Source organism: Bacillus thuringiensis (assembly GCF_022095615.2).
Taxonomy (GTDB): domain Bacteria; phylum Bacillota; class Bacilli; order Bacillales; family Bacillaceae_G; genus Bacillus_A; species Bacillus_A cereus_AG.
The window spans coordinates 1,885,932-1,905,854 of sequence record NZ_CP155559.1; the positions used below are offsets into that span (position 1 = coordinate 1,885,932).

Here is a 19,923-nt window from a genome sequence, read left to right on the forward strand (position 1 = left end):
AAAAAAATATGTTAAAAGAGTGTCCGAGTCACGCAAGAGAGACTATAAAACGATGATGGTATGAAAAAATGAATATTGTAACGTCTTTCATGAGAGTTTCACGAGATATCTAAAGAAAGAAACGCCATATAAACTGCTACTGCACCTTCAAAAGTTTTTATATTAATTCCTGTCTTTTCAATAAATTTATCAATTCGATATTGTAAAGTATTACGATGTAAATATAATTGTTTAGCTGCAAGTGATACATTTAAATTACATTGGAAGAATACTTTAACACTATCTATTAGTTCTTTGTTATTAGAAAGGTGTGCTAATAATTGATTCGTGTATTTTTCTTTTACTTCTTTCGGTAATGAGATCATTAATTGATAAGGAAGTAGTTGTTCAATGTATGTAATTTTTTGGGATAAATAGGGAGAAAGCAGAGAAAATAAATTTCGCTCCCATTGATATAGTTGAGCAATGTCATTTGTTTGCGTATAGTGTCTACCCATAAAAAAGGATAGGGATATAAAAAAATCTGTTTCTAGTGTGTCAAGGGCTGCTTGCAATACAGATTCTGGTACATTTTCTTCTAAGACGAGCACGCCGGTTTGCGAAGTTTCCCATATTGTTGTAGTGGTGACAGGAAACATAGACTGTAAAGCGTATTGAAATTCTTCTCTTTCTACTATAGGATGCGTTGTGAAGAAGTGTAAAAAACGGACAAATACTATAGGGATGTTCTTATTTTTATATAATACTTCATACCACGATTTTTCTTTCTTTGTTTCATAAAATGTATCAGTATGAATGGGCGTTAAGATGAATGAAAGCAATTGATGTTCCTTTTGATGTAATCGAGTTTTTCGAATCCCAACTTTGTTTCCTTCAACTACAAACCAGCTATAATCCTCAGATAGAACAACTTCATTGATTTTGATATCCTTACCATAATATGTTTTTAATTGTTGAATCATAGGAACACTACCCTTTCTAAAATAATAGTAACAATATTTTAAATAAGTATAGATTCATTGTAATTCTCCCTAAATTTTCGCACTAGAATCTGGTATATTTTTGCTAGAATTTATAGCGCTTCTGTATTGTGAAGGAGATAGATTCGTTTCTCGTTTAAATGATTGTGCAAAGAATGATTGGGAAGAAAACCCGGTAATAGTTGAAATATTAGAAATCGAATAATTGGTAGTTTCTAATAATATTTTACTTTCTCTAATACGAGTTTGAATTAAGTATTCAATAGGCGAAACGCCGACGAATTTCCTGAAAGAATGGGATAGGTAATATTTGTTTATATGACTAATTCGAGCTAATGTATCCAGGCTAATATTTTCGTGAAAATGCTGCTTAATATAGTTTTTAATAAATTCAATATCTTTATTGATTTTTTGAGTAGATGTTTTCTCTACATTAAAAGATTTTTTTCTCATCATTTTAAGTAGTAATATTTCCAGAATATTTTGTATAATTAAATCATAATCTTCCTGATGGTTTTCTACTTCCTCGACCAATTGCTGAAGATAGAAGAGGAAGTTTTTTTGATCCTGTTTATAGTTATGAATGGTGACTGGACTAGGATTTTCTATGGATGAAAAGGACAGACCTTGAATACCAAGTGCGATGTATTCGAGTGGATGATTCGTATCAGACTTTTCTGTGTGCTCGATATTTGGATTGATGATAATCAAATTGTGCTCTTGGACGGGAATCTCTTCTTTGTAAAAGATAAAAGTTCCTTTGCCCTTGGTAATATATAATAGCTCTGTAAAGTGATGCGCATGAATGGTGCTATGCCAATCTTTATCGTATTTTGATTTTGTTATATAAAGAAGTTTTACTGAAAGATGGTTTCGTTGAAATTGTGGAATCTCATATACTTCATTGGACAAATGAATCCCTCCTTCGTAGACTTTTTATCTATTTTATAAAGATTTTAGTGGGATATTCAGCAAAAAGCAAGATATCTAAAAAACAGAACAAGATGTTTATTGTGAAAGCGTTATCTATTTTGTATGCTTTCATTATGAAAGGAAGATTAGGAGATGGGGGTAAGATAGATATGAAAAAAAAGTTTTTGTTGTCTGGAATGACGGCTTTGTTATCTCTTAGTTTAATAGCTTGCCAAGGTAATACTACAAAAGTTGATGACTCTAAGGGTGGAAAAGGCTCCAGTGAAAAACAAACCCTTCATGTAGCAACACTTGAATCGGCTTATGGTAAAGAGATGTGGAGCAAAGTAATTGACGCATATGAAGCTGCTAATCCAAAAGTTGATGTTAAATTGACAGTGGACAAAAATCTTGAGGATGTCATAGGCTCAAATATGAAAGCAGGAAAGTATCCGGATGTTGTGTTGTTGGCAACTGGGAGAAAACAGGCACTAACAGAAACTTTAATTAAAGATAAAGCATTAGAAGACATTACTGATGTTTTTGATAAAAATGTTTATGGTGAAGATGTTAAAGTCAAAGATAAGTTAGTACCAGGGCTTACTGGTACACCTGCGACTAATCCTTATAATGACGGTAAAATTTATATGGCACCGATGTTCTATAGTCCAACTGGATTATTCTATAATGCTAGCTTATTAAAAGAAAAAGGTTGGGAAGTGCCGAAGACTTGGGATGAGATGTGGGCTTTGGGAGATAAAGCGAAAGCAGAAGGGATTTCATTATTTACTTATCCTACAACAGGCTACTTTGATACATTTTTCTACTCTTTATTACTAGGGGTGGGTGGACCTGAGTTGTTTAATAAAGCTATGAAATATACAGATGGTGTTTGGGAAAGTTCTGAAGCAACGAAATCGTTTGAAATTATCGGAAAATTGGGAAAATATACAGAACCAACTACTGTTGCGAATGCAAATGATAAAGACTACAAGAAAAATCAACAATTGGTTCTCGATAACAAAGCTTTGTTTATGCCAAATGGTACATGGGTAGTTGGTGAAATGAAAGAAGCTCCTCGATCTAAAGGGTTTGAATGGGGCATGATGCCTTTACCAACAATTGATGCTAATAGCGACCGTTATGCATTTACTTTCTTTGAACAAATGTGGATTCCTTCGGCAGCTAAAAATAAACAACTTGCTAAAGATTTCATGACGTTTGTTTACTCGGATAAGGCAGCTGAAATTTTTGCTGAATCGAGTGCGATTCAGCCTATAAAAGGCCTTTCTAATAAACTGACAGGTGAAAATAAATCATTCTATAGTATCTATGATAATGGAGTGAAAGTGGGAATAGGTGGCTTTGCTGCAACGAAAGCCGTTGAAGGTGTAAGTATGTCAGATACATTATTTAGAACGATTGACAGTGTTATTTCTGGTGATAAAAAGGTGAAAGATTGGCAAAGCTCTGTTGAAAAAGTAAGTGACCAATTACGATCTGCATTAAAATAAATTAGTTTTCACTACGTACAATGGTGAGCAGCTAGTCTCACCGTTGTACTTATTAACTGAGGTGATGGCATGAATAAGACAACAGAAAAAAGAATTTTTATTTTTGTTTGCACTGCACCGGCACTACTACTATTAGCCATTTTTATGATTGTTCCTACAATTGAGGTATTCAGGATGTCCTTATATAAGTGGGGAGGATTTTCTAATAATAAGGTATTTGTTGGATTAGAAAACTTCAAGATTTTATGGAATGATATGAATTTCTTTCGATCTCTTCAAAACAGTATCGTATTAATTGTTATTGTTACACTTATCACGATGGTGATGGCGATCTTGTTTGCCACTTTGTTAACGAGAGAAAAAATAAAAGGTAAAAGTTTCTTTCAAATTATTTTTTATCTCCCTAATATTTTATCCGTTGTAGTTATCGCGGGAATATTTTCTGCAATTTATGATCCGACTACAGGATTGTTAAATAATATACTTGCTTTATTTAACCTTGAAAATCTTCAAAAGATGTGGCTCGGTAATCAAAAGATTGCCATTTATAGCATTGGCGGGGCACTCATTTGGCAAGCGATTGGTTATTATATGGTCATGTATATGGCGGCAATGGCAAGTATTCCGGAAAGTTTTTATGAAGCATCTGCTTTGGAAGGTGCTGGACGGGTCAAACAATTTTTCAGTATTACGTTACCGTTAATTTGGAATAACATTCGGACGACTTTAACTTTCTTCGTTATTAGTACGATTAATTTAAGCTTTCTACTCGTTCAAGCGATGACTGGCGGGGGACCTGACGGATCGACGGAAGTGTTTTTAAGCTACATGTATAAGCAGGCTTACACGAATTCTTCTTACGGTTACGGTATGGCAATTGGGGTGGTAATTTTCCTGTTTTCATTCGCATTATCTGCAATTATAAGCGGTGTCACTAAAAGGGAAGTGTTGGAGTATTAAGGAGGTCCAAAACGATGGAAACACAAAAAAGAATGACTACAGAAACAGCTTATCGAGATCCGAAAATGATGGAAACCGAAAAAGAAATGATTGTAGAAGCAGCTTATAAAGCCCCAAAAATAGTTAAGCCCAAAAAAGGTATGACTACAGAAGTGATATATCGTTGTTTTATATATGTAGCACTGATTACGTTAGCAATTTCTATTATTATTCCTGTTGCATGGGTTTTCTTAGCCTCAGTGAAGAAAAACTCGGAGTTTTATGGAAGTCCTTGGGCCATGCCGAAAAGTTTCTATTTTCAAAACTTTATCGATGCTTTCCAAAAAGCAAACATGGGTACCTATATGTTGAATTCAGTCATGGTAACTGCGTTGGCTCTGCTCATTTTATTGATTGTGGCCTTACCAGCAGCCTATGTGTTGGCAAGGTATACCTTTAGAGGAAGCAAGTTAATAAATACTTTTTTTAAAGCTGGATTATTCATCAATGTGAACTATATTGTTGTTCCAATTTTCTTGATGTTATTGGACGGAGATACCTTTTTACGAGGCCAACTGGGTGATGGATTTTTACTAGACAATTTATTTATTTTAGCTGTGGTATATGCGGCGACGGCATTACCATTTACCATTTACTTGCTGTCTAGTTTTTTTCAATCACTTCCATCTACGTATGAGGAAGCAGCGTTGGTCGATGGTGCAGGATATTTCAAAACAATGATTTTAGTCATGATTCCGATAGCTCGTCCAAGTATTATTGCCGTTATTTTATTTAATTTTCTTGCCTTTTGGAACGAATATATTATTGCCTTAACATTAATCCCGGGACCGAATAAAACGTTACCTGTTGGGTTAATGAACTTGATGGCAGCTCAGAAATCTGCTGCGAACTATGGTCAAATGTATGCAGGCATGGTTCTTGTCATGCTGCCAACTTTGATTTTATACATCATTGTTCAAAAAAAATTAACACAAGGAATGTCCCTTGGTGGTTTAAAGGATTAGAGGAGGATTTACATGAAAAAGAAAAAAGGCCGTGTTACTTTACCGAGTGAAGAAAATTTTCTTAAGGAAACAAAAGAATTGATGGAACGATGGGGTGCGGATGCGATTCGCGATAGTGATGGAACGAAACTAGACGATGATATTAAACAATTGGATGCGAAAATTTATACGACCTATTTTGTTGCTCGAGCTCACAATGAGTTTGCAGAGAAGCACATGGATGAATGCCAGCAGCTTTATTTAATGAGCTTATTCAATACAGCGCTTACTGACAGCCTTGAAATTGATTTTATGAAGGGCTACTTTGAGGAACAATTAAAGCCGGATTACATTCACAGTCCTAAAAAATACTGGGAGGTTATCGATCGGACGACAGGAGAAATTGTTGACGCTAATGATTGGGAAGTAAACGAAGAAAAAAATCGTGTCTTGATTACGAATGCGATTCCTTGGCATGAATATACGGTTTCATTCCTAGTTTATGCGATTTGGGATCCAACCCAAATGTACAATCATATTACTAATAATTGGGGCGATAAGCCACATGATATTCCTTTTGATGTCAGGCGGCCACATTCCAATGAATTTATGAAAACCTATTTAAAACAATGGCTGACAGAAAATAAAGATACAGATGTGGTCAGGTTTACAACATTTTTCTATCATTTTACCCTTGTGTTCAATAATCTTGGTAAAGAGAAATTTGTCGATTGGTTCGGATATGGTGCTAGTGTTTCAGTTGCTGCTTTGGATGCTTTTAAAAAAGAAAAGGGTTATCGCTTAAGACCAGAGGACATTGTTGATCAAGGTTATTATAATACTGCGTTTCGAATTCCAACTACCGCATTTTTAGATTATATAGATTTTGTTCATAAGTTCGTTGCTGAAGAAGCAAAGAAACTTGTGGATATTGTCCATGAAAGTGGAAAAGAAGCAATGATGTTCCTTGGTGATAACTGGATTGGTACAGAACCATATGGGAAATACTTTGAAAATATCGGATTGGACGCAGTTGTAGGCAGTGTGGGAGGCGGAGCCACACTACGTATGATTGCAGATATACCACATGTTCGTTACACAGAAGGGCGTTTCTTACCTTATTTCTTCCCAGACACTTTTTACGAAGGTAACAACCCGACGATTGAAGCGAATGAAAACTGGTTAACGGCACGCAGAGCGTTACTACGGAACCCTGTTGATCGTATCGGATATGGTGGTTATTTAAGCCTAGCTTATCAATTCCCGGAATTTATCTCCTATATTGAAAAAGTTACCGAGGAATTTCGTGAAATTCATGACACGATTAAAGGTGTTCAGCCATACAGCGGTCTTAAAGTTGCAATTTTGAATTCTTGGGGCAAGTTGAGAACTTGGCAAACACATATGGTTGCTCACGCTCTATGGTATAAACAAATTTATTCTTATTTAGGTGTTTTGGAATCTTTGAGCGGGGCTGCTGTGGAAGTTTCGTTCATTAGTTTTGATGATGTCATTAACGAGGGGATACCTGAGGGGATTGACGTTATCATTAATGCCGGTGATGTAGGCACAGCTTTCTCAGGAGGGGCTAATTGGATTAATGAAAAGTTAGTCACTACAATTAGGGCCTGGATGTATAACGGTGGAGGTTTCATAGGTATTGGCGAACCGACAGCCTATCAGCATGAAGGACATTATTTTCAATTGGCGAACGTCTTAGGTGTTGACAAAGAATTAGGATTTAGCTTATCAACAGATAAATATTTTATTAATCCTGTCGAAAATCACTTTATTTCTACTGACAGCACCCAATTTGATTTTGGTGAAGGAATGAAAAACATTTATGCGTTATCAGACAAAACCGAAATAATAGAATATTCAAATGGAGAAGTTCATCTTTCAAGTCATCCGTTTGGAGAAGGTAGAGCAGTCTATATAGCAGGGCTGCCATACAGTGAAGAAAATACACGTCTTCTGATGCGCGCGTTATACTATGCTGCTAATAAAGAAGGAGAATTTCAAAAGTATCATGCGAGCAACATTTATTGTGAAGTCCATGCATATCCATCTATTCAAAAAATGGCGATTGTTAACAATTCAATGATCGAACAAACAACGGCTGTCTACGACGGACATGGAAACAGGAAAGAAGTAACATTGGCACCTAGTGAAATCAGATGGGAGGATTTTTCAAATGAAGGCTAATATTTTATTCATTATTAAAATTGTTGTGTTTATCGTATGCCTGTCTTTAATTATCATCTACCAAAAGACAGCTGGTAAATTCGAATTAGGTATGATGTTAATTGGATTAGCTGGTCTCTTAGGGCTACTTTATGACTACAATCGGAAATACGTATAAATCAACCAGGGCAAGTGAATTGATCAAGGAATCGCACATATATGTTCAACGATAACAATTATAGAAAATTACTCAATACTTCAAATACAAACCTAGGGGTGCGGACAAATGAAAAAGGCAGTCGGCATTGATATTGGGGGAACGAAGATTGCAGCGGGAGTCATTTCGGACACAGGCGAAATGCTTGAACGAGCGGAAATAAAAAGTGATCCTTCAGACCGAGAAAAAATGTTTGGTAAAGTTGTAGAATCTGTGGAACAAGTCCTCAGAAAATCATCGATTTCCATCGCTGATATCGAGGGGATTGGTGTTGGGGTACCGGGAAAAGTGGATTGCGAGAAGGGAATTGCCGTTTTTCAAAACAATTTACCTTGGAGGCAGTTTCCTATTTCGGTCCGTTTGCAAGAGAAATTTGGTATTCAGCGGATCACGATTGACAATGATGTCTATATGGCGGCTTATGCGGAATGGAGAGCAGCACATGTAAAAGAGGATGAAACCTTTGTCTACGTGACTATAAGTACGGGAATATCTTGTTCTATCATTCATAAAGGCTCATTTTTTAGAGGGGCAGGATTTGCTGGAGAACTAGGTTTGATTCCCGTCCTCACGAGAGGGGGCAATGAACGATTAGAAAAAATTGCTGCTGGGCCAGGGATTCAGAGAATAGCCGAAAGGGACTTACAGGTAGATACGATTTCAACAAAGGATGTTTTTGCTAGTTATATAAATGGGGTACAAGAATATCAGTCCATCATCAATGAGGTAACTGATTATTTAGCTCAAGGTCTTTATAAGATTTCCTGTTTATTAGATCCGCATAAAATGGTTTTTGGTGGCAGTGTCATTGTGAAAAATCCATTTCTACTAGAGTTGATTAAAGCGAAGCTGAAAAGGTATCAGCTTCCAGAGCAACAACATCTTTTGGAACAGATGAGCATCAGTACATTGGCACAAAATAATGGAGTTACTGGTGCAGGATTACGAGTATTTGAAGGTATGTAATGGGGCGCACCAGTCTTCTTTTATGGAGAGCATGATGGCAAATAGGTAGAGGAGTGGACAAATATGTTTACATTAAGTCAAGAAAACTTAGTTTCGTTAGGTGCATCGATAACAACAGCGGAAATAAAACGGCAGCCTGATTTATGGGCCGAAACCTGTGCTTTGTATATGGAGAAAAGAGAGGGAATTGAAGAGTTTTTGCAAAAAATAGTAATGAAACACAGCCGGGTTCGAGTTATTTTTACAGGCGCTGGAACATCTGCCTATGTTGGTGATACAGTCACCCCTTATTTAATAGAAAAAGTCGATGAACAACAGTGGGAAGTACTAAGTATTCCGACAACCACGTTAGTTTCGAATCCCTACCAATTTTTCAAAAAGGATTATCCAACCTTACTCGTTTCATTTGCAAGAAGCGGGAACAGCCCGGAAAGTGTTGCTGCCGTACAATTAGCTGAGCAAATAGTAACGGATTTGTATCAAATAACGATTACTTGTGCGAAAGACGGTAAATTAGCCAAACGGGCCGTGAATAATGAAAAAAATTTATTGCTATTGATGCCTGAAAAATCGAATGATCAAGGATTTGCTATGACAGGAAGTTATACTTGCATGGCGTTAACGGCATTACTCGTTTTTGATTCTATATCGGCCGAAGAAAAATCAAAGATAGTGAAAAAAATTCATCAAATGGGTGAAAGTGTCATTCAAAGAGAAGACGTCATCAAAGAGATAGTAGATTTTGATTTTGACCGAATTATTTACTTAGGTTCTGGTAGTTTAGAAGGCTTAGCGAAAGAATCACAATTAAAAATATTAGAACTGACAGCTGGAAAAATTGTTACCGCATTTGATTCACCGTTAGGATTCAGGCACGGTCCAAAATCATTTGTAAACGAAAAATCATTAGTTTTCGTGTTTGTTTCTAACCATCCGTATACACGTCAATATGATTTAGATATGTTAAAAGAAATGCAGCAGGACGACGTTGCCAGCTATATTTGTGCCATCGAGGTTGATGGAGAAACTAATTATGCTGGAAACAGATTTGTATTCGGCAGCGAGGCTCAGTCTGTACCAGATGCATACTTAGCATTACCTTTTGTCATGATTGGGCAGACTGTCTCACTGTTAGCTTCCGTGAAAGTAGGCAATACACCGGATACACCTTCACCGACAGGAACAGTGAACCGTGTCGTTAAAGGTGTTACCATCTACGAATATGAGTAACTAGGATAGGAGAAACATATATGTCTATTTTTATCTTTGCAGATAAGTTTTTTCTTGAGGAGATGGTTACGGGGCCTGGATTTTTAGAAATAAAAGACGGAAAATTCTGTGTTTTTTCGGAAACTAGGCCAGAGGACACGGCAGAAATTATTGAGTATAGAGGAAATTGGATCGCTCCAGGCCTAGTAGACACACATATTCATGGATTTAGAAATCACGACATTATGGACAATAGTTTTGGGGGGCTGAACCAAATTTCGGTAGGACTCCTTTCTTGCGGCGTTACATCCTTTTTACCGACAACTTTAACATCCTCAATAGAATCGTTAAATCATGTCGTTGAAATGATTGGTGCCAACTACACAAAAGTGCAAGGTGCAAAAATTAAAGGAATCTTTTTAGAAGGACCGTTTTTTACTGAAAAGCATAAAGGAGCACAAAACACGAAATATTTTTGTGACCCATCAGTTGAAATGTTGAAAGTTTGGCAGGAATTATCAAATAATGCTATTAAAAAAATCGCGATTGCACCTGAAAGAAAAGGGGCAGCGGAATTTATTGAATATGCTGTAGGGGAAGGAATTGCTGTGGCGTTGGCCCACAGTGACGCAACTTATGAAGAAGCAAAGCAAGCGGTAGAAAAAGGAGCTTCCATTTTTGTTCATACTTTCAATGGAATGAGTCCATTACACCATCGTGAGCCAGGGATGGTCGGAGCGGCCATGAATCTAAAAGATGTTTTTGCCGAAATCATATGTGATGGACATCATGTTCATCCTGTTGCCTCAAATGTTTTAATGAATATCCGCGGCAGAGAAAAGGTAGTAATGGTGTCCGATTGTATGATGGCTGGAGGTATGCCTGAAGGAACTTATCAACTGGGAGAATTTCCTGTGAAAGTAAAAGAGGGGATGGCTCGTTTGGAAAGTGGAAGTTTAGCAGGTAGCATTTTGCAATTAAAAGATGCTGTCAAAAATGTCGTCGAGTGGGGAATTGCCACGCCTGAGGAAGCGATTTACATGGCGAGTACTGCACCAGCCAAAAGTATGCAGCTCGATGGCGAATGCGGGAAGATTGCCGAGGGATATGCTGCGGACTTTATTGTGATTACGCCAACGATGGATGTAATTGCTACTTATCTTGATGGTGTATGTCGTTTTCAAGCTTAAACAATTTTCTGAAAGAGGGATTACTAATGATTTTATCTGTCACCATGAATCCATCGGTCGATATTTCCTATCCGATTCATGAATTAAAGTTAGATGTTGTTAACCGTGTGGAAACGGTTCATAAAACTGCTGGTGGAAAAGGCTTGAATGTTGCGCGAGTGATCGCTCAAATGGATGAAGTTGTCCTAGCGACAGGTGTGCTTGGTGGTACGATTGGTGAATACATTATTCAAGAATTAAATAAAGTCAATATTCCAAATGACTTTTTGAAAATCAAAAAAGAATCAAGAAATTGTATTGCCATTCTTCATGAAGGGATGCAAACAGAGATTTTAGAATCTGGTCCAACACTATCCAAAGAAGAAGGGGTTAGTTTTTTAGAGAAATTCGAATTTTTACTTACAACAGTTTCACTTGTGACAATTTCAGGCAGTTTGCCGAAAGGGTTACCGACTAATTTTTATTATCAAATGCTAGAAATCTGTCATAAAAATGAAATTCCAGTAATTATGGATTCGTCAGGAGAATCTTTGAAACAAGCGATGGTGCATAAAGAAAAACCATTTGCCATTAAACCAAATATAGCGGAATTATCTCAGCTGTTGGGCATAAACATGGAAGCGGGAAGCATAGATCTGAAGCAAGCATTAAACCATGAACTATTTACTGGAATTGAGTGGGTTCTCGTATCAATGGGTGGTGAAGGTGCATTTGTTAGGCACAGCGATGATTATTACAGAGTTACGATTCCAAAAATAGAATTGGTCAATCCTGTAGGGTCTGGTGATGCGACAGTTGCCGGGTTAGCTGTGGCACTACATCAACATAAAACAATCGAGACTGTTCTTAAAACGGCGATGACGACAGGAATGTTAAATACGATGGAAGCTGGAACTGGTTATATTAATGTGAATAAGTTTAAACAATACTTTGATCTCGTTAAAGTTGAAAAAATAGATTGATAGAGGAGAATGTTGATGTTAGAACTAACCAAAAATAAATTGGAAGCTCTAAAACGTTTATCTGCTGAAAATGGCATAATTGGAGCATTGGCTATTGATCAACGTGGTTCATTAAAAAAAATGATTGCGTCTGGCGGTGCAGGTCATGTTGGAGATGAGGGTATTATCCGTTTCAAAGAATTAGTTTCTGAGGAATTAACACCATTTGCTACAGCGATTCTTTTGGACCCTGAATACGGTCTGCCAGCGGCTAAGGTCCGCGATAAAGAATCGGGCTTAATCGTAGCGTATGAAAAAACTGGATACGATGCATCAGAAGTAGGTCGGTTGCCGGATTTATTACCAGAATGGTCAGTGAAACGATTAAAGGAAGCAGGTGCCGATGCTATTAAATTTTTACTCTACTATGATGTCAATGAAGATGAAAAAATTAATAATTATAAACATGTCTATATGGAACGTATCGGATCAGAGTGTGTAGCTGAAGACATACCATTTTTCTTAGAGATTGTTACTTATGATGCTGACAATGATGAGGTGAAAAGTAAAGCATACGCAAAAATAAAACCGTATAAAGTGATTGAGGGCATGAAGGAGTTCTCGAAACCACAATATAAAGTAGATGTATTAAAAGTAGAAGTTCCAGTAGATATGAACTATGTGGAAGGATATACAGAAGGTGAATTTGTTTACAGTAAAGAAAAGGCAGCTTCCTATTTCAAAGAACAAAGTGAAGCAACCGAGTTGCCATTTATATTTTTGAGTGCAGGAGTAAGCGCAAAATTATTTCAAGAAACATTAAAATTTGCTAAAGACTCCGGATCTACCTTTAACGGAGTGTTATGTGGTCGGGCAACTTGGAAAGACGGTGTTATACCGTTTGCTATAGGCGGTGAACAAGCAGGTCGTGATTGGTTAAAAGATATTGGTAAAAGGAATACTGAAGAACTGAATATCGTATTGAAAGAGACAGCTAACTCATGGTTTGCTAAAGTAAAAGTAACAGCTGAGCTTCAAAGTTAGTACAATATCTTTTCCTCCATATGTCTTTCATTCCTTGAACATATATTTGTACCAGAACGACTTTTTAAATGGAATGAAGAAAAATGAGTAGGCATTCGTCTGCTCATTTTTTTATGCGTTCAATATGGTCACACATTTTGGGGTGAAAGCCCAGAACAGTTAAGGTAGTAGTAATCATGACTAAGGGGAGGGGGGATAATTTTTTCGTATATATAAACCGAAGAATATTAATTATCGTGTAACATCAAATCGATTGAATTTAGTAAGATTCAAAAATACACATAAAAAGGTGAAATTACCCTTATTTTGTAAGCGTTTTAAAAAGACAATATAACTAAAAAAAGAAACAATATCTTTATTGAGTGGGCACTTGAAAAAAACTATTCTAAAGATAAGTAAAAGCGGTACCTTTCAGGTTTTGGTATATTTTAAAAATGAATGTGCAGGTATTGTTTTTAACTAAAATTTAAATTTCAAAGGGGGAGAAGAATTGGAGAGTAAGCATTTCAAGAGAGCTTTTAATACCCTTCTTGCACTTGTGCTAATTGTGCCGATATTTTTAGTTAGCATGATTGTGCCATTACATGTAGGAGCAAATGTGTCTAATCCATGGGTTACAATTTCATCTGGAGGAAACGAAATCAATGCAATAATAGAACAAAATGGGAAGTCCTATGTAAGGCTTGGAGCAGGTGCCGGAAATGATAATGGGGCTAAAGCTGCAATTTTTCAAGACCAAAATAAAATCGCTAAAGAATCGGGAACGATGGCGTATACCTTTACTCCAGAAACCAGTGGAGAAGATACTAGATTTGGTTTCTATCCTCACTATATTGACAATAATAACTTCGTTTTTGTAGGCTACGACTCACTTGGATGGTTCTATGAATACAAATATCAAGGAAAAGGTGATTGGTTAAAAACGAGACCGAATGTTCCACTTCCAGAGGCTGGAACTTCGCACTCTATTAAAATTGATTATAATAAAACCACTTTGAATATTACATTAGATGGAAAAGATTTATTTGGACCGGTTACTTTATCTAATGATGTAAATAATCTCCTTACAGGTAAGGAAGCGGTTAAACTTGGTGCTTTTGGAGGTAAAAACAGTCAAGTACTCATTGAATTAGGAAATGCGCCTGGGGATGGAGGTACAGATCCAGGAGATGAAAAACTTGTCGATATTACAGATAATAAACTGGAAGAAGGCGACCTTAAAATTATCTCAGGCGACGGAAATGTTACTTATAATGAAGATGGTTCAGCAACTTTTGGTGTTACATCTACCCAAAAGAATCGAATTGTATACAACCAAATGAAAGCGATTAAAAATGGTGTTTTTGAAGCGGATGTTACTACTAATACTGATAAGATGAATCGCTTTGGATTAATCTATCGTGTTCAAAATCCATCTACATACACATATGTGGGAACAGGGGATACGAACGATCAGTATTTTGGTGAAACATTTGGATCTATAAACAATTGGACGTCGATGACTTCAAATGTGCCGTTAAAAGCAAAACAAACATACCATTTACGCTTAGTATTCATGGACGATGTTGCAACGTTATACATTGATGGTAAAAAGGTAGATTCTTGGACTTTAACAGGTGGTGTAGATCAAGCGGGCTTACTAGGGTTTGAAAAAAGCCGAGGTGCTGCCGATATTACGATTTCAAATGTCAAAATAAAGGAATATAGTGCACCAAAACCTCCAGATACTCCACCAGTAGAAGATACATTAAGGTCAAAGTATATGGACGTCACAATTGATCAAGTATTCCCGCGGATTGTGAAATACAAAGTTGGCGATAAAGTAATGAGTGGACAGGAAGCTCCTGTTTACGGATTGAAAGTAAATGGCGGACTCTACTATCCTAAAGTAAACTTTGAAAAGTTAAACGATAGTGAAGCGCTATATACATTAAAAGTTGTGGATGAAATGAAAAACCTTGATGCTGTATTTAAAGTATCTTTGAAGGTGAATGATAATAAGGTTGTTTATAGTTTCGATGAAATTAAAAATAATGGTAGTGCAAAAATTGAAACAGTTGAGTTTGCTGATATGAACGTTATCTCAGTAAATTCGGAGCAAAAAGGTGCCAAAGCTAAATTAACGAATATAAGTACTGATGTTAGGAAATCAGGAGATGTGGATGTAAGCGTAGATTCTTCCATGGGGGAAATAGGTACATCTACTAAAAATTATACTGCATTTTTGTCAACTGACGAATTGAGTGCGGGTGTATGGTCCAGTTCAGAAGTGGATGGCTATAAAAACTTAGTTGCAAATCGATATGTAAATAAAAATGGTGCTAAGGCAATGGGGATAGGTTCTAGTGCACTCTATTACCAAAGAGATTTTATGTCAGAACCACAAAAAAATAAACCAACTATTAAAATAGCTATTGCTAAAGATTTGAATAATGATAATAAGACAGATTGGCAAGATGCGGCGATTGCATACCGTGATATTATGCAAGATATTAAAGGATATCAAGATGTAAACAATAATGTTGGAATGCGTATTGCAATGAATTTCGGATCACAAGCACAACAACCATTCTTAAAAACCGCAGATAATGTTAAAAAGGTTGCTCTTGCTACAGATGAATTGGGGCAAGCTGTAATATTAAAAGGATATGCAAACGAAGGACATGACAGCGGTCATCCAGATTATGGTGATGTGGGTGAACGTATGGGCGGCGTTAAAGATTTAAATACGCTTATTAAAGAGGGGCGTAAGTATAATACCCAATTTGGTGTCCATATAAATGCGCAAGAAACTTATCCTGAAGCGAAAGCTTTCAATAATGATTTTATTGATCGTCCAAGTTCTTTAGGATGGGGATGGTTAGATCAATCTTATACAATTAATAAATTAAAAGATTTGTATTCTGGAGCGCGTGCGAAAAGACTAGACGAATTGAAAACTGCTGTTCCTGATCTTGACTTTATTTATTTGGATGTATGGTATCAAAATCAATGGGAATCAAATAGAATAGCAGATCAATTTAAAGATAGGGGCTGGAGACTAACAACGGAATTTGGTGGTTCTATGGCCAATTATTCAACGTGGCAACACTGGGCTACCGATAAAAACTACGGTGGACCGGAAAGCAAAGGTATCAACTCAGAAGTACTACGCTTTATTAGCAATCACCAAAGAGATTCTTGGGTATTGAATTGGCCTGAAGTAGGAGGAACTGCTGATCATCCATTGCTTGGTGGATTTGAATTAGCTGGTTTCGAAGGGTGGCAATCTGATAAGAATTTTGATAATTTTATTCGCATGACATTTGATACAAATCTACCTACTAAATTCTTACAAAAATATTATGTAACGAATTGGACAGCTGTAGAAGGGGATAAAAGTAAGACAAACTTAGAAAAGGAAATAAAATTGAAAGACCCAAGTAATAGTGATGTTGTCGATGTAACTAGAAAAGACAATTCTAGGGAGCGTGTTATTACACTAAATGGAAATGTTATACTTGATGGCCACACTTATTTAATTCCTTGGGTGAAACAAGACTTTAAAAATCCAACTTCTGATTCTGAAAAACTATATCACTGGAATTTGGAAGGTGGTACAACTACTTGGACACTTCCAGATGAATATAAGAATGTATCTAGTGTCTATGTATATAAACTGACAGATCTCGGTAGAGCAGATATGAAAGAAGTCAAGGTCGTAAATAATAAGGTAACTTTGACAGCTAGTGCGGCAACTCCTTATGTTGTTGTACCAAAAAGAGATAAAGGTTTGGAAATCCTTGACTATGATTGGAGCAAGGGTGCTCATATATATGACACGGGATTCAATACAGGAAAAGTAAGTGCATATACAACTATTCAAGGTGATAACAAAGCTGTAAGCGCCGTTAGAACGAATCAAACTGGAAGCAACCGTAATGTAAGTAGTGGAGATTACTACTTGAATATTGATAGTCCGTCAAAAGATACAACTGTTTCCCGTGTCCTTACTGGTTTGGAACCAGGTAAAGAATATGTAGCAGAGGTATATGTTGAAAACAATAGTGATGTAAAGGCCGGAATTACAGTAACAGGTGGGAAAGAAGACGTTAACAATTACACACTTCGCAGCCTGCAAAAGAACTATGTCAAGGCAGATTCACATGCCTCAAATGATGGATATAATAGCAAAATGCAAATCATGCAAGTAAGCTTTACAGCTGTAACTAATAAAGCTAAATTAACTCTCAGCCGTGATGCTGGAAAAGGAAACACAAGATTTGATGATATTCGGATCGTTCAAAAGTCCTTAAAAAATTATGCCTCACCGACGGAATTTAAACAAGATTTTGAATCGGTAGTACAAGGTATTTACCCATTCGTTATTGGTAACACAGAAGGGGTAGAAGACAACAGAATTCATCTGTCTGAGCTGCATGCTCCATATACGCAAAAAGGCTGGGCAGGTAAAAAATTAGTCGACGATGTATTAGGTGGGAATTGGTCCGTTAAAGTGAACACTGGAAATAAAGGTTTGCTGTACCGTACTATTCCTCAAAATTATCGTTTCGAACCTGGCATAACTTATAAAGTATCATTTGACTATCAAACAACAGCAACTGCATTCCGCTTTATTTCAGGGGATCAAGAAATTGATGTTCGAGACATTGCGAGTGCAAAGGGATTGAGTGTGAATAACACTCTTACTGCATCTACTGATACAAAAACAGCAGAGTTTACTGTGACAGGTTCTGAGAACGGTCAAACTTATGTCGGAATTTTCAGTGATGGAACGAATTTAAACGGGGATACCGGAGCAGGTACGTTTATTTTAGATAATTTACGTATTGAAAGGCTAGCAGCAGGGGGACAGACACAGAGATAAAGAGCAGGGTTTAAGTTAAAGGTAGTTTTATAGCTAGTGTAATATCGTAAATGAAAGGCCTATCTCGGTGGAGATAGGCCTCATTGTGTTCATTGAATCGTCTGAAATCGTTCTTCCAGAAATGTTACTTTTTATGTGTTTAGTGAGATGTTAAAAATGAAAAGCAAGATGTCTAAAAAATATGACAAGATGTTGATTGTAGAAGTGTTTTTACGTACGTATAATGTAACAAAATAGCTTCTTCGGAGAAAACAAAATGTATATTAGAATGGTGGTTATCCCATACGCCTATTCATAAAATTATAAAAGGTACATAGAATTTGCATCGTAACAATACAAACCGCTATAAGGTTAGAGGAGGTATATACTGATGATATATCAAGCTATCCAGCAGTTAATCGATCGTGCTATTGAAGTTCAATTGATTGAAAAAGAAGATGAAATATATACAAGGAATCAAATCCTTTCCTTACTTCGTTTAGATGACTTTGTAGTGGAAGCGTCAGCGCCCGTAAAGAAAGCAATTTCGGAGTTATTGGAAGAGTTAATTGAATATGCTTGTATGCATAAAGTCATTGAGGCAGTAATGGACGAGAAGGAGATTTTAGCAAGTGCAATTATGGATGTTTTTATGTCTAAACCGTCCGTTATCAATTCTCAGTTTTATGAAAAATACGAACAAAATCCGAAGGCTGCGACAAATTACTTCTATGAGTTAAGTAAAAACAGTAACTATATCCAAATGAAGCAAATTGCCAAAAATATAAATTATAAAGTAAATATGGAATATGGACCTATTGATATTACAATTAATTTATCAAAACCGGAAAAAGACCCGAAACAAATTGCTAGAGAGAGAGTATTGGAAAGTACAAATTATCCAAAATGTTTACTATGTATTGAGAATGAAGGATATAGAGGCAGAAGTGGACATCCAGCACGTTCGAATCATCGTATGATCCGTATGAATCTTACAGATGAAAGCTGGTTTCTACAGTATTCTCCGTATATATATTTCAATGAACACTGTATTGTATTGTCTTCCGAACACCGGGATATGAAAATTGACCGTCAAACATTTTTACGTTTGTTAAAATTTGTAGAAAAATTCCCGCATTATTTCCTTGGTTCCAATGCAGATTTGCCAATTGTAGGAGGATCTATTCTTACACATGACCATTATCAAGGTGGAAACTATGAATTTGCTATGGCTAATGCATCAAACGACCTAATTTTTGAACTCACTAACTTTCCAAAAATGCAATGTTCTATTATTAAATGGCCTATGTCAGTTATTCGCTTAAGAAGTAACGACATAGAACAAATAGTAAATGCAGGGGAGTACATATTAGAGAGTTGGAAGGGATATAGTGATCCTTCTGTTCATATATTTGCATTTACGAATGATGTTCTGCATAATACGATTACGCCGATTGCTCGCTATCGGAATAATATGTACGAATTGGACCTTGTTTTGCGGAACAATCGTACAAGTGACGAACATCCACTAGGTATTTTCCACCCCCATGCGGAAATACAGCATATTAAAAAGGAAAATATCGGTCTGATTGAAGTAATGGGGTTAGCTGTACTTCCTGCTCGATTAAAAATAGAGCTTCAGGAAGTAGAGAAATTCTTACTTCACATTCCAAGTGATATTCCAACGCCTCATATACGATGGGCAGAACAATTAAAAATCAAATATGACAATCGGATACATGAACAAAATGTACAGGAGATTATAAGAGAAGAAGTGGGAAGAAAATTTATACAGGCGCTTGAAGATGCTGGTGTTTTTAAACGAGATGAAGAAGGGATATCGGCATTTAAACGTTTTATTCAGACCTTAAATTAGGAATGGACTTAGTAGTTATAGTAATTACAAAATGACCTAATTAAATGATAAGGGAGGTAATAATATGGGGAAGTGCGAGCATAAGCAACTACAGGAATTGA

At 36.5% G+C, this 19,923-nt stretch carries 14 protein-coding genes; 12 read left to right on the top strand and 2 right to left on the bottom strand.

Annotated features, from left to right (window positions below; all coding sequences use genetic code 11):
* Positions 1-98: 98 nt before the first annotated feature.
* A complete protein-coding gene (locus KZZ19_RS09725; protein WP_237980925.1) occupies positions 99-962 on the bottom strand; it encodes a PucR family transcriptional regulator in 864 nt (287 codons plus the stop codon).
* 69 nt (positions 963-1,031) lie between these two features.
* Positions 1,032-1,892: an AraC family transcriptional regulator gene (locus tag KZZ19_RS09730; RefSeq protein WP_088096101.1), complete on the bottom strand. Its 861-nt coding sequence runs from the start codon at positions 1,890-1,892 to the stop codon at positions 1,032-1,034.
* 170 nt (positions 1,893-2,062) lie between these two features.
* Here KZZ19_RS09730 and KZZ19_RS09735 point away from each other — a divergent pair, with 170 nt between their 5' ends.
* The 12 genes from KZZ19_RS09735 to galT all read left to right on the top strand — a co-directional run bounded on the left by KZZ19_RS09735 (position 2,063) and on the right by galT (position 19,822).
* Complete coding sequence (locus KZZ19_RS09735) at positions 2,063-3,406, top strand: carbohydrate ABC transporter substrate-binding protein (protein ID WP_237981137.1); 1,344 nt, start codon at positions 2,063-2,065, stop codon at positions 3,404-3,406.
* Positions 3,407-3,475: 69 nt separating this feature from the next.
* Positions 3,476-4,366, top strand: a complete 891-nt coding sequence (locus KZZ19_RS09740) for a carbohydrate ABC transporter permease (RefSeq protein ID WP_237980926.1) — start codon at positions 3,476-3,478, stop codon at positions 4,364-4,366.
* A 14-nt stretch (positions 4,367-4,380) separates the two neighbouring features.
* The gene (locus KZZ19_RS09745; RefSeq protein WP_237980927.1) at positions 4,381-5,370 is read left to right on the top strand and encodes a carbohydrate ABC transporter permease; all 990 of its coding nucleotides are present in this window, start codon (positions 4,381-4,383) and stop codon (positions 5,368-5,370) included.
* A gap of 12 nt (positions 5,371-5,382) precedes the next feature.
* Positions 5,383-7,554 carry a 1,3-beta-galactosyl-N-acetylhexosamine phosphorylase gene (gene gnpA, locus KZZ19_RS09750; protein WP_237980928.1) on the top strand — a complete coding sequence of 724 codons (2,172 nt, stop codon included), beginning with the start codon at positions 5,383-5,385 and terminating at the stop codon, positions 7,552-7,554.
* Positions 7,544-7,711, top strand: coding sequence for a DUF6903 family protein (locus tag KZZ19_RS09755; protein ID WP_237980929.1), 168 nt, complete (start codon positions 7,544-7,546; stop codon positions 7,709-7,711). The genes gnpA and KZZ19_RS09755 overlap by 11 nt, the downstream gene beginning before the upstream one ends.
* 108 nt (positions 7,712-7,819) lie before the next feature.
* On the top strand, positions 7,820-8,716 hold the full coding sequence (locus KZZ19_RS09760) for an ROK family protein (protein ID WP_237980930.1): 897 nt from the start codon (positions 7,820-7,822) through the stop codon (positions 8,714-8,716).
* A gap of 63 nt (positions 8,717-8,779) precedes the next feature.
* Positions 8,780-9,946: an SIS domain-containing protein gene (locus KZZ19_RS09765; protein WP_237980931.1), complete on the top strand. Its 1,167-nt coding sequence runs from the start codon at positions 8,780-8,782 to the stop codon at positions 9,944-9,946.
* A gap of 20 nt (positions 9,947-9,966) precedes the next feature.
* A complete protein-coding gene (nagA, locus tag KZZ19_RS09770; protein ID WP_088096107.1) occupies positions 9,967-11,115 on the top strand; it encodes an N-acetylglucosamine-6-phosphate deacetylase in 1,149 nt (382 codons plus the stop codon).
* A gap of 26 nt (positions 11,116-11,141) precedes the next feature.
* Complete coding sequence (locus KZZ19_RS09775; RefSeq protein WP_237980932.1) at positions 11,142-12,077, top strand: hexose kinase; 936 nt, start codon at positions 11,142-11,144, stop codon at positions 12,075-12,077.
* Positions 12,078-12,092: 15 nt separating this feature from the next.
* Positions 12,093-13,100: a tagatose-bisphosphate aldolase gene (lacD, locus tag KZZ19_RS09780; RefSeq protein ID WP_237980933.1), complete on the top strand. Its 1,008-nt coding sequence runs from the start codon at positions 12,093-12,095 to the stop codon at positions 13,098-13,100.
* Between the two features lie 490 nt (positions 13,101-13,590).
* Positions 13,591-17,967 (top strand): endo-alpha-N-acetylgalactosaminidase family protein, encoded by a 4,377-nt coding sequence (locus KZZ19_RS09785; RefSeq protein WP_237980934.1) that lies wholly within the window; start codon positions 13,591-13,593, stop codon positions 17,965-17,967.
* Positions 17,968-18,337: 370 nt separating this feature from the next.
* Positions 18,338-19,822: a UDP-glucose--hexose-1-phosphate uridylyltransferase gene (gene galT, locus KZZ19_RS09790; RefSeq protein WP_237980935.1), complete on the top strand. Its 1,485-nt coding sequence runs from the start codon at positions 18,338-18,340 to the stop codon at positions 19,820-19,822.
* Positions 19,823-19,923: the final 101 nt, after the last annotated feature.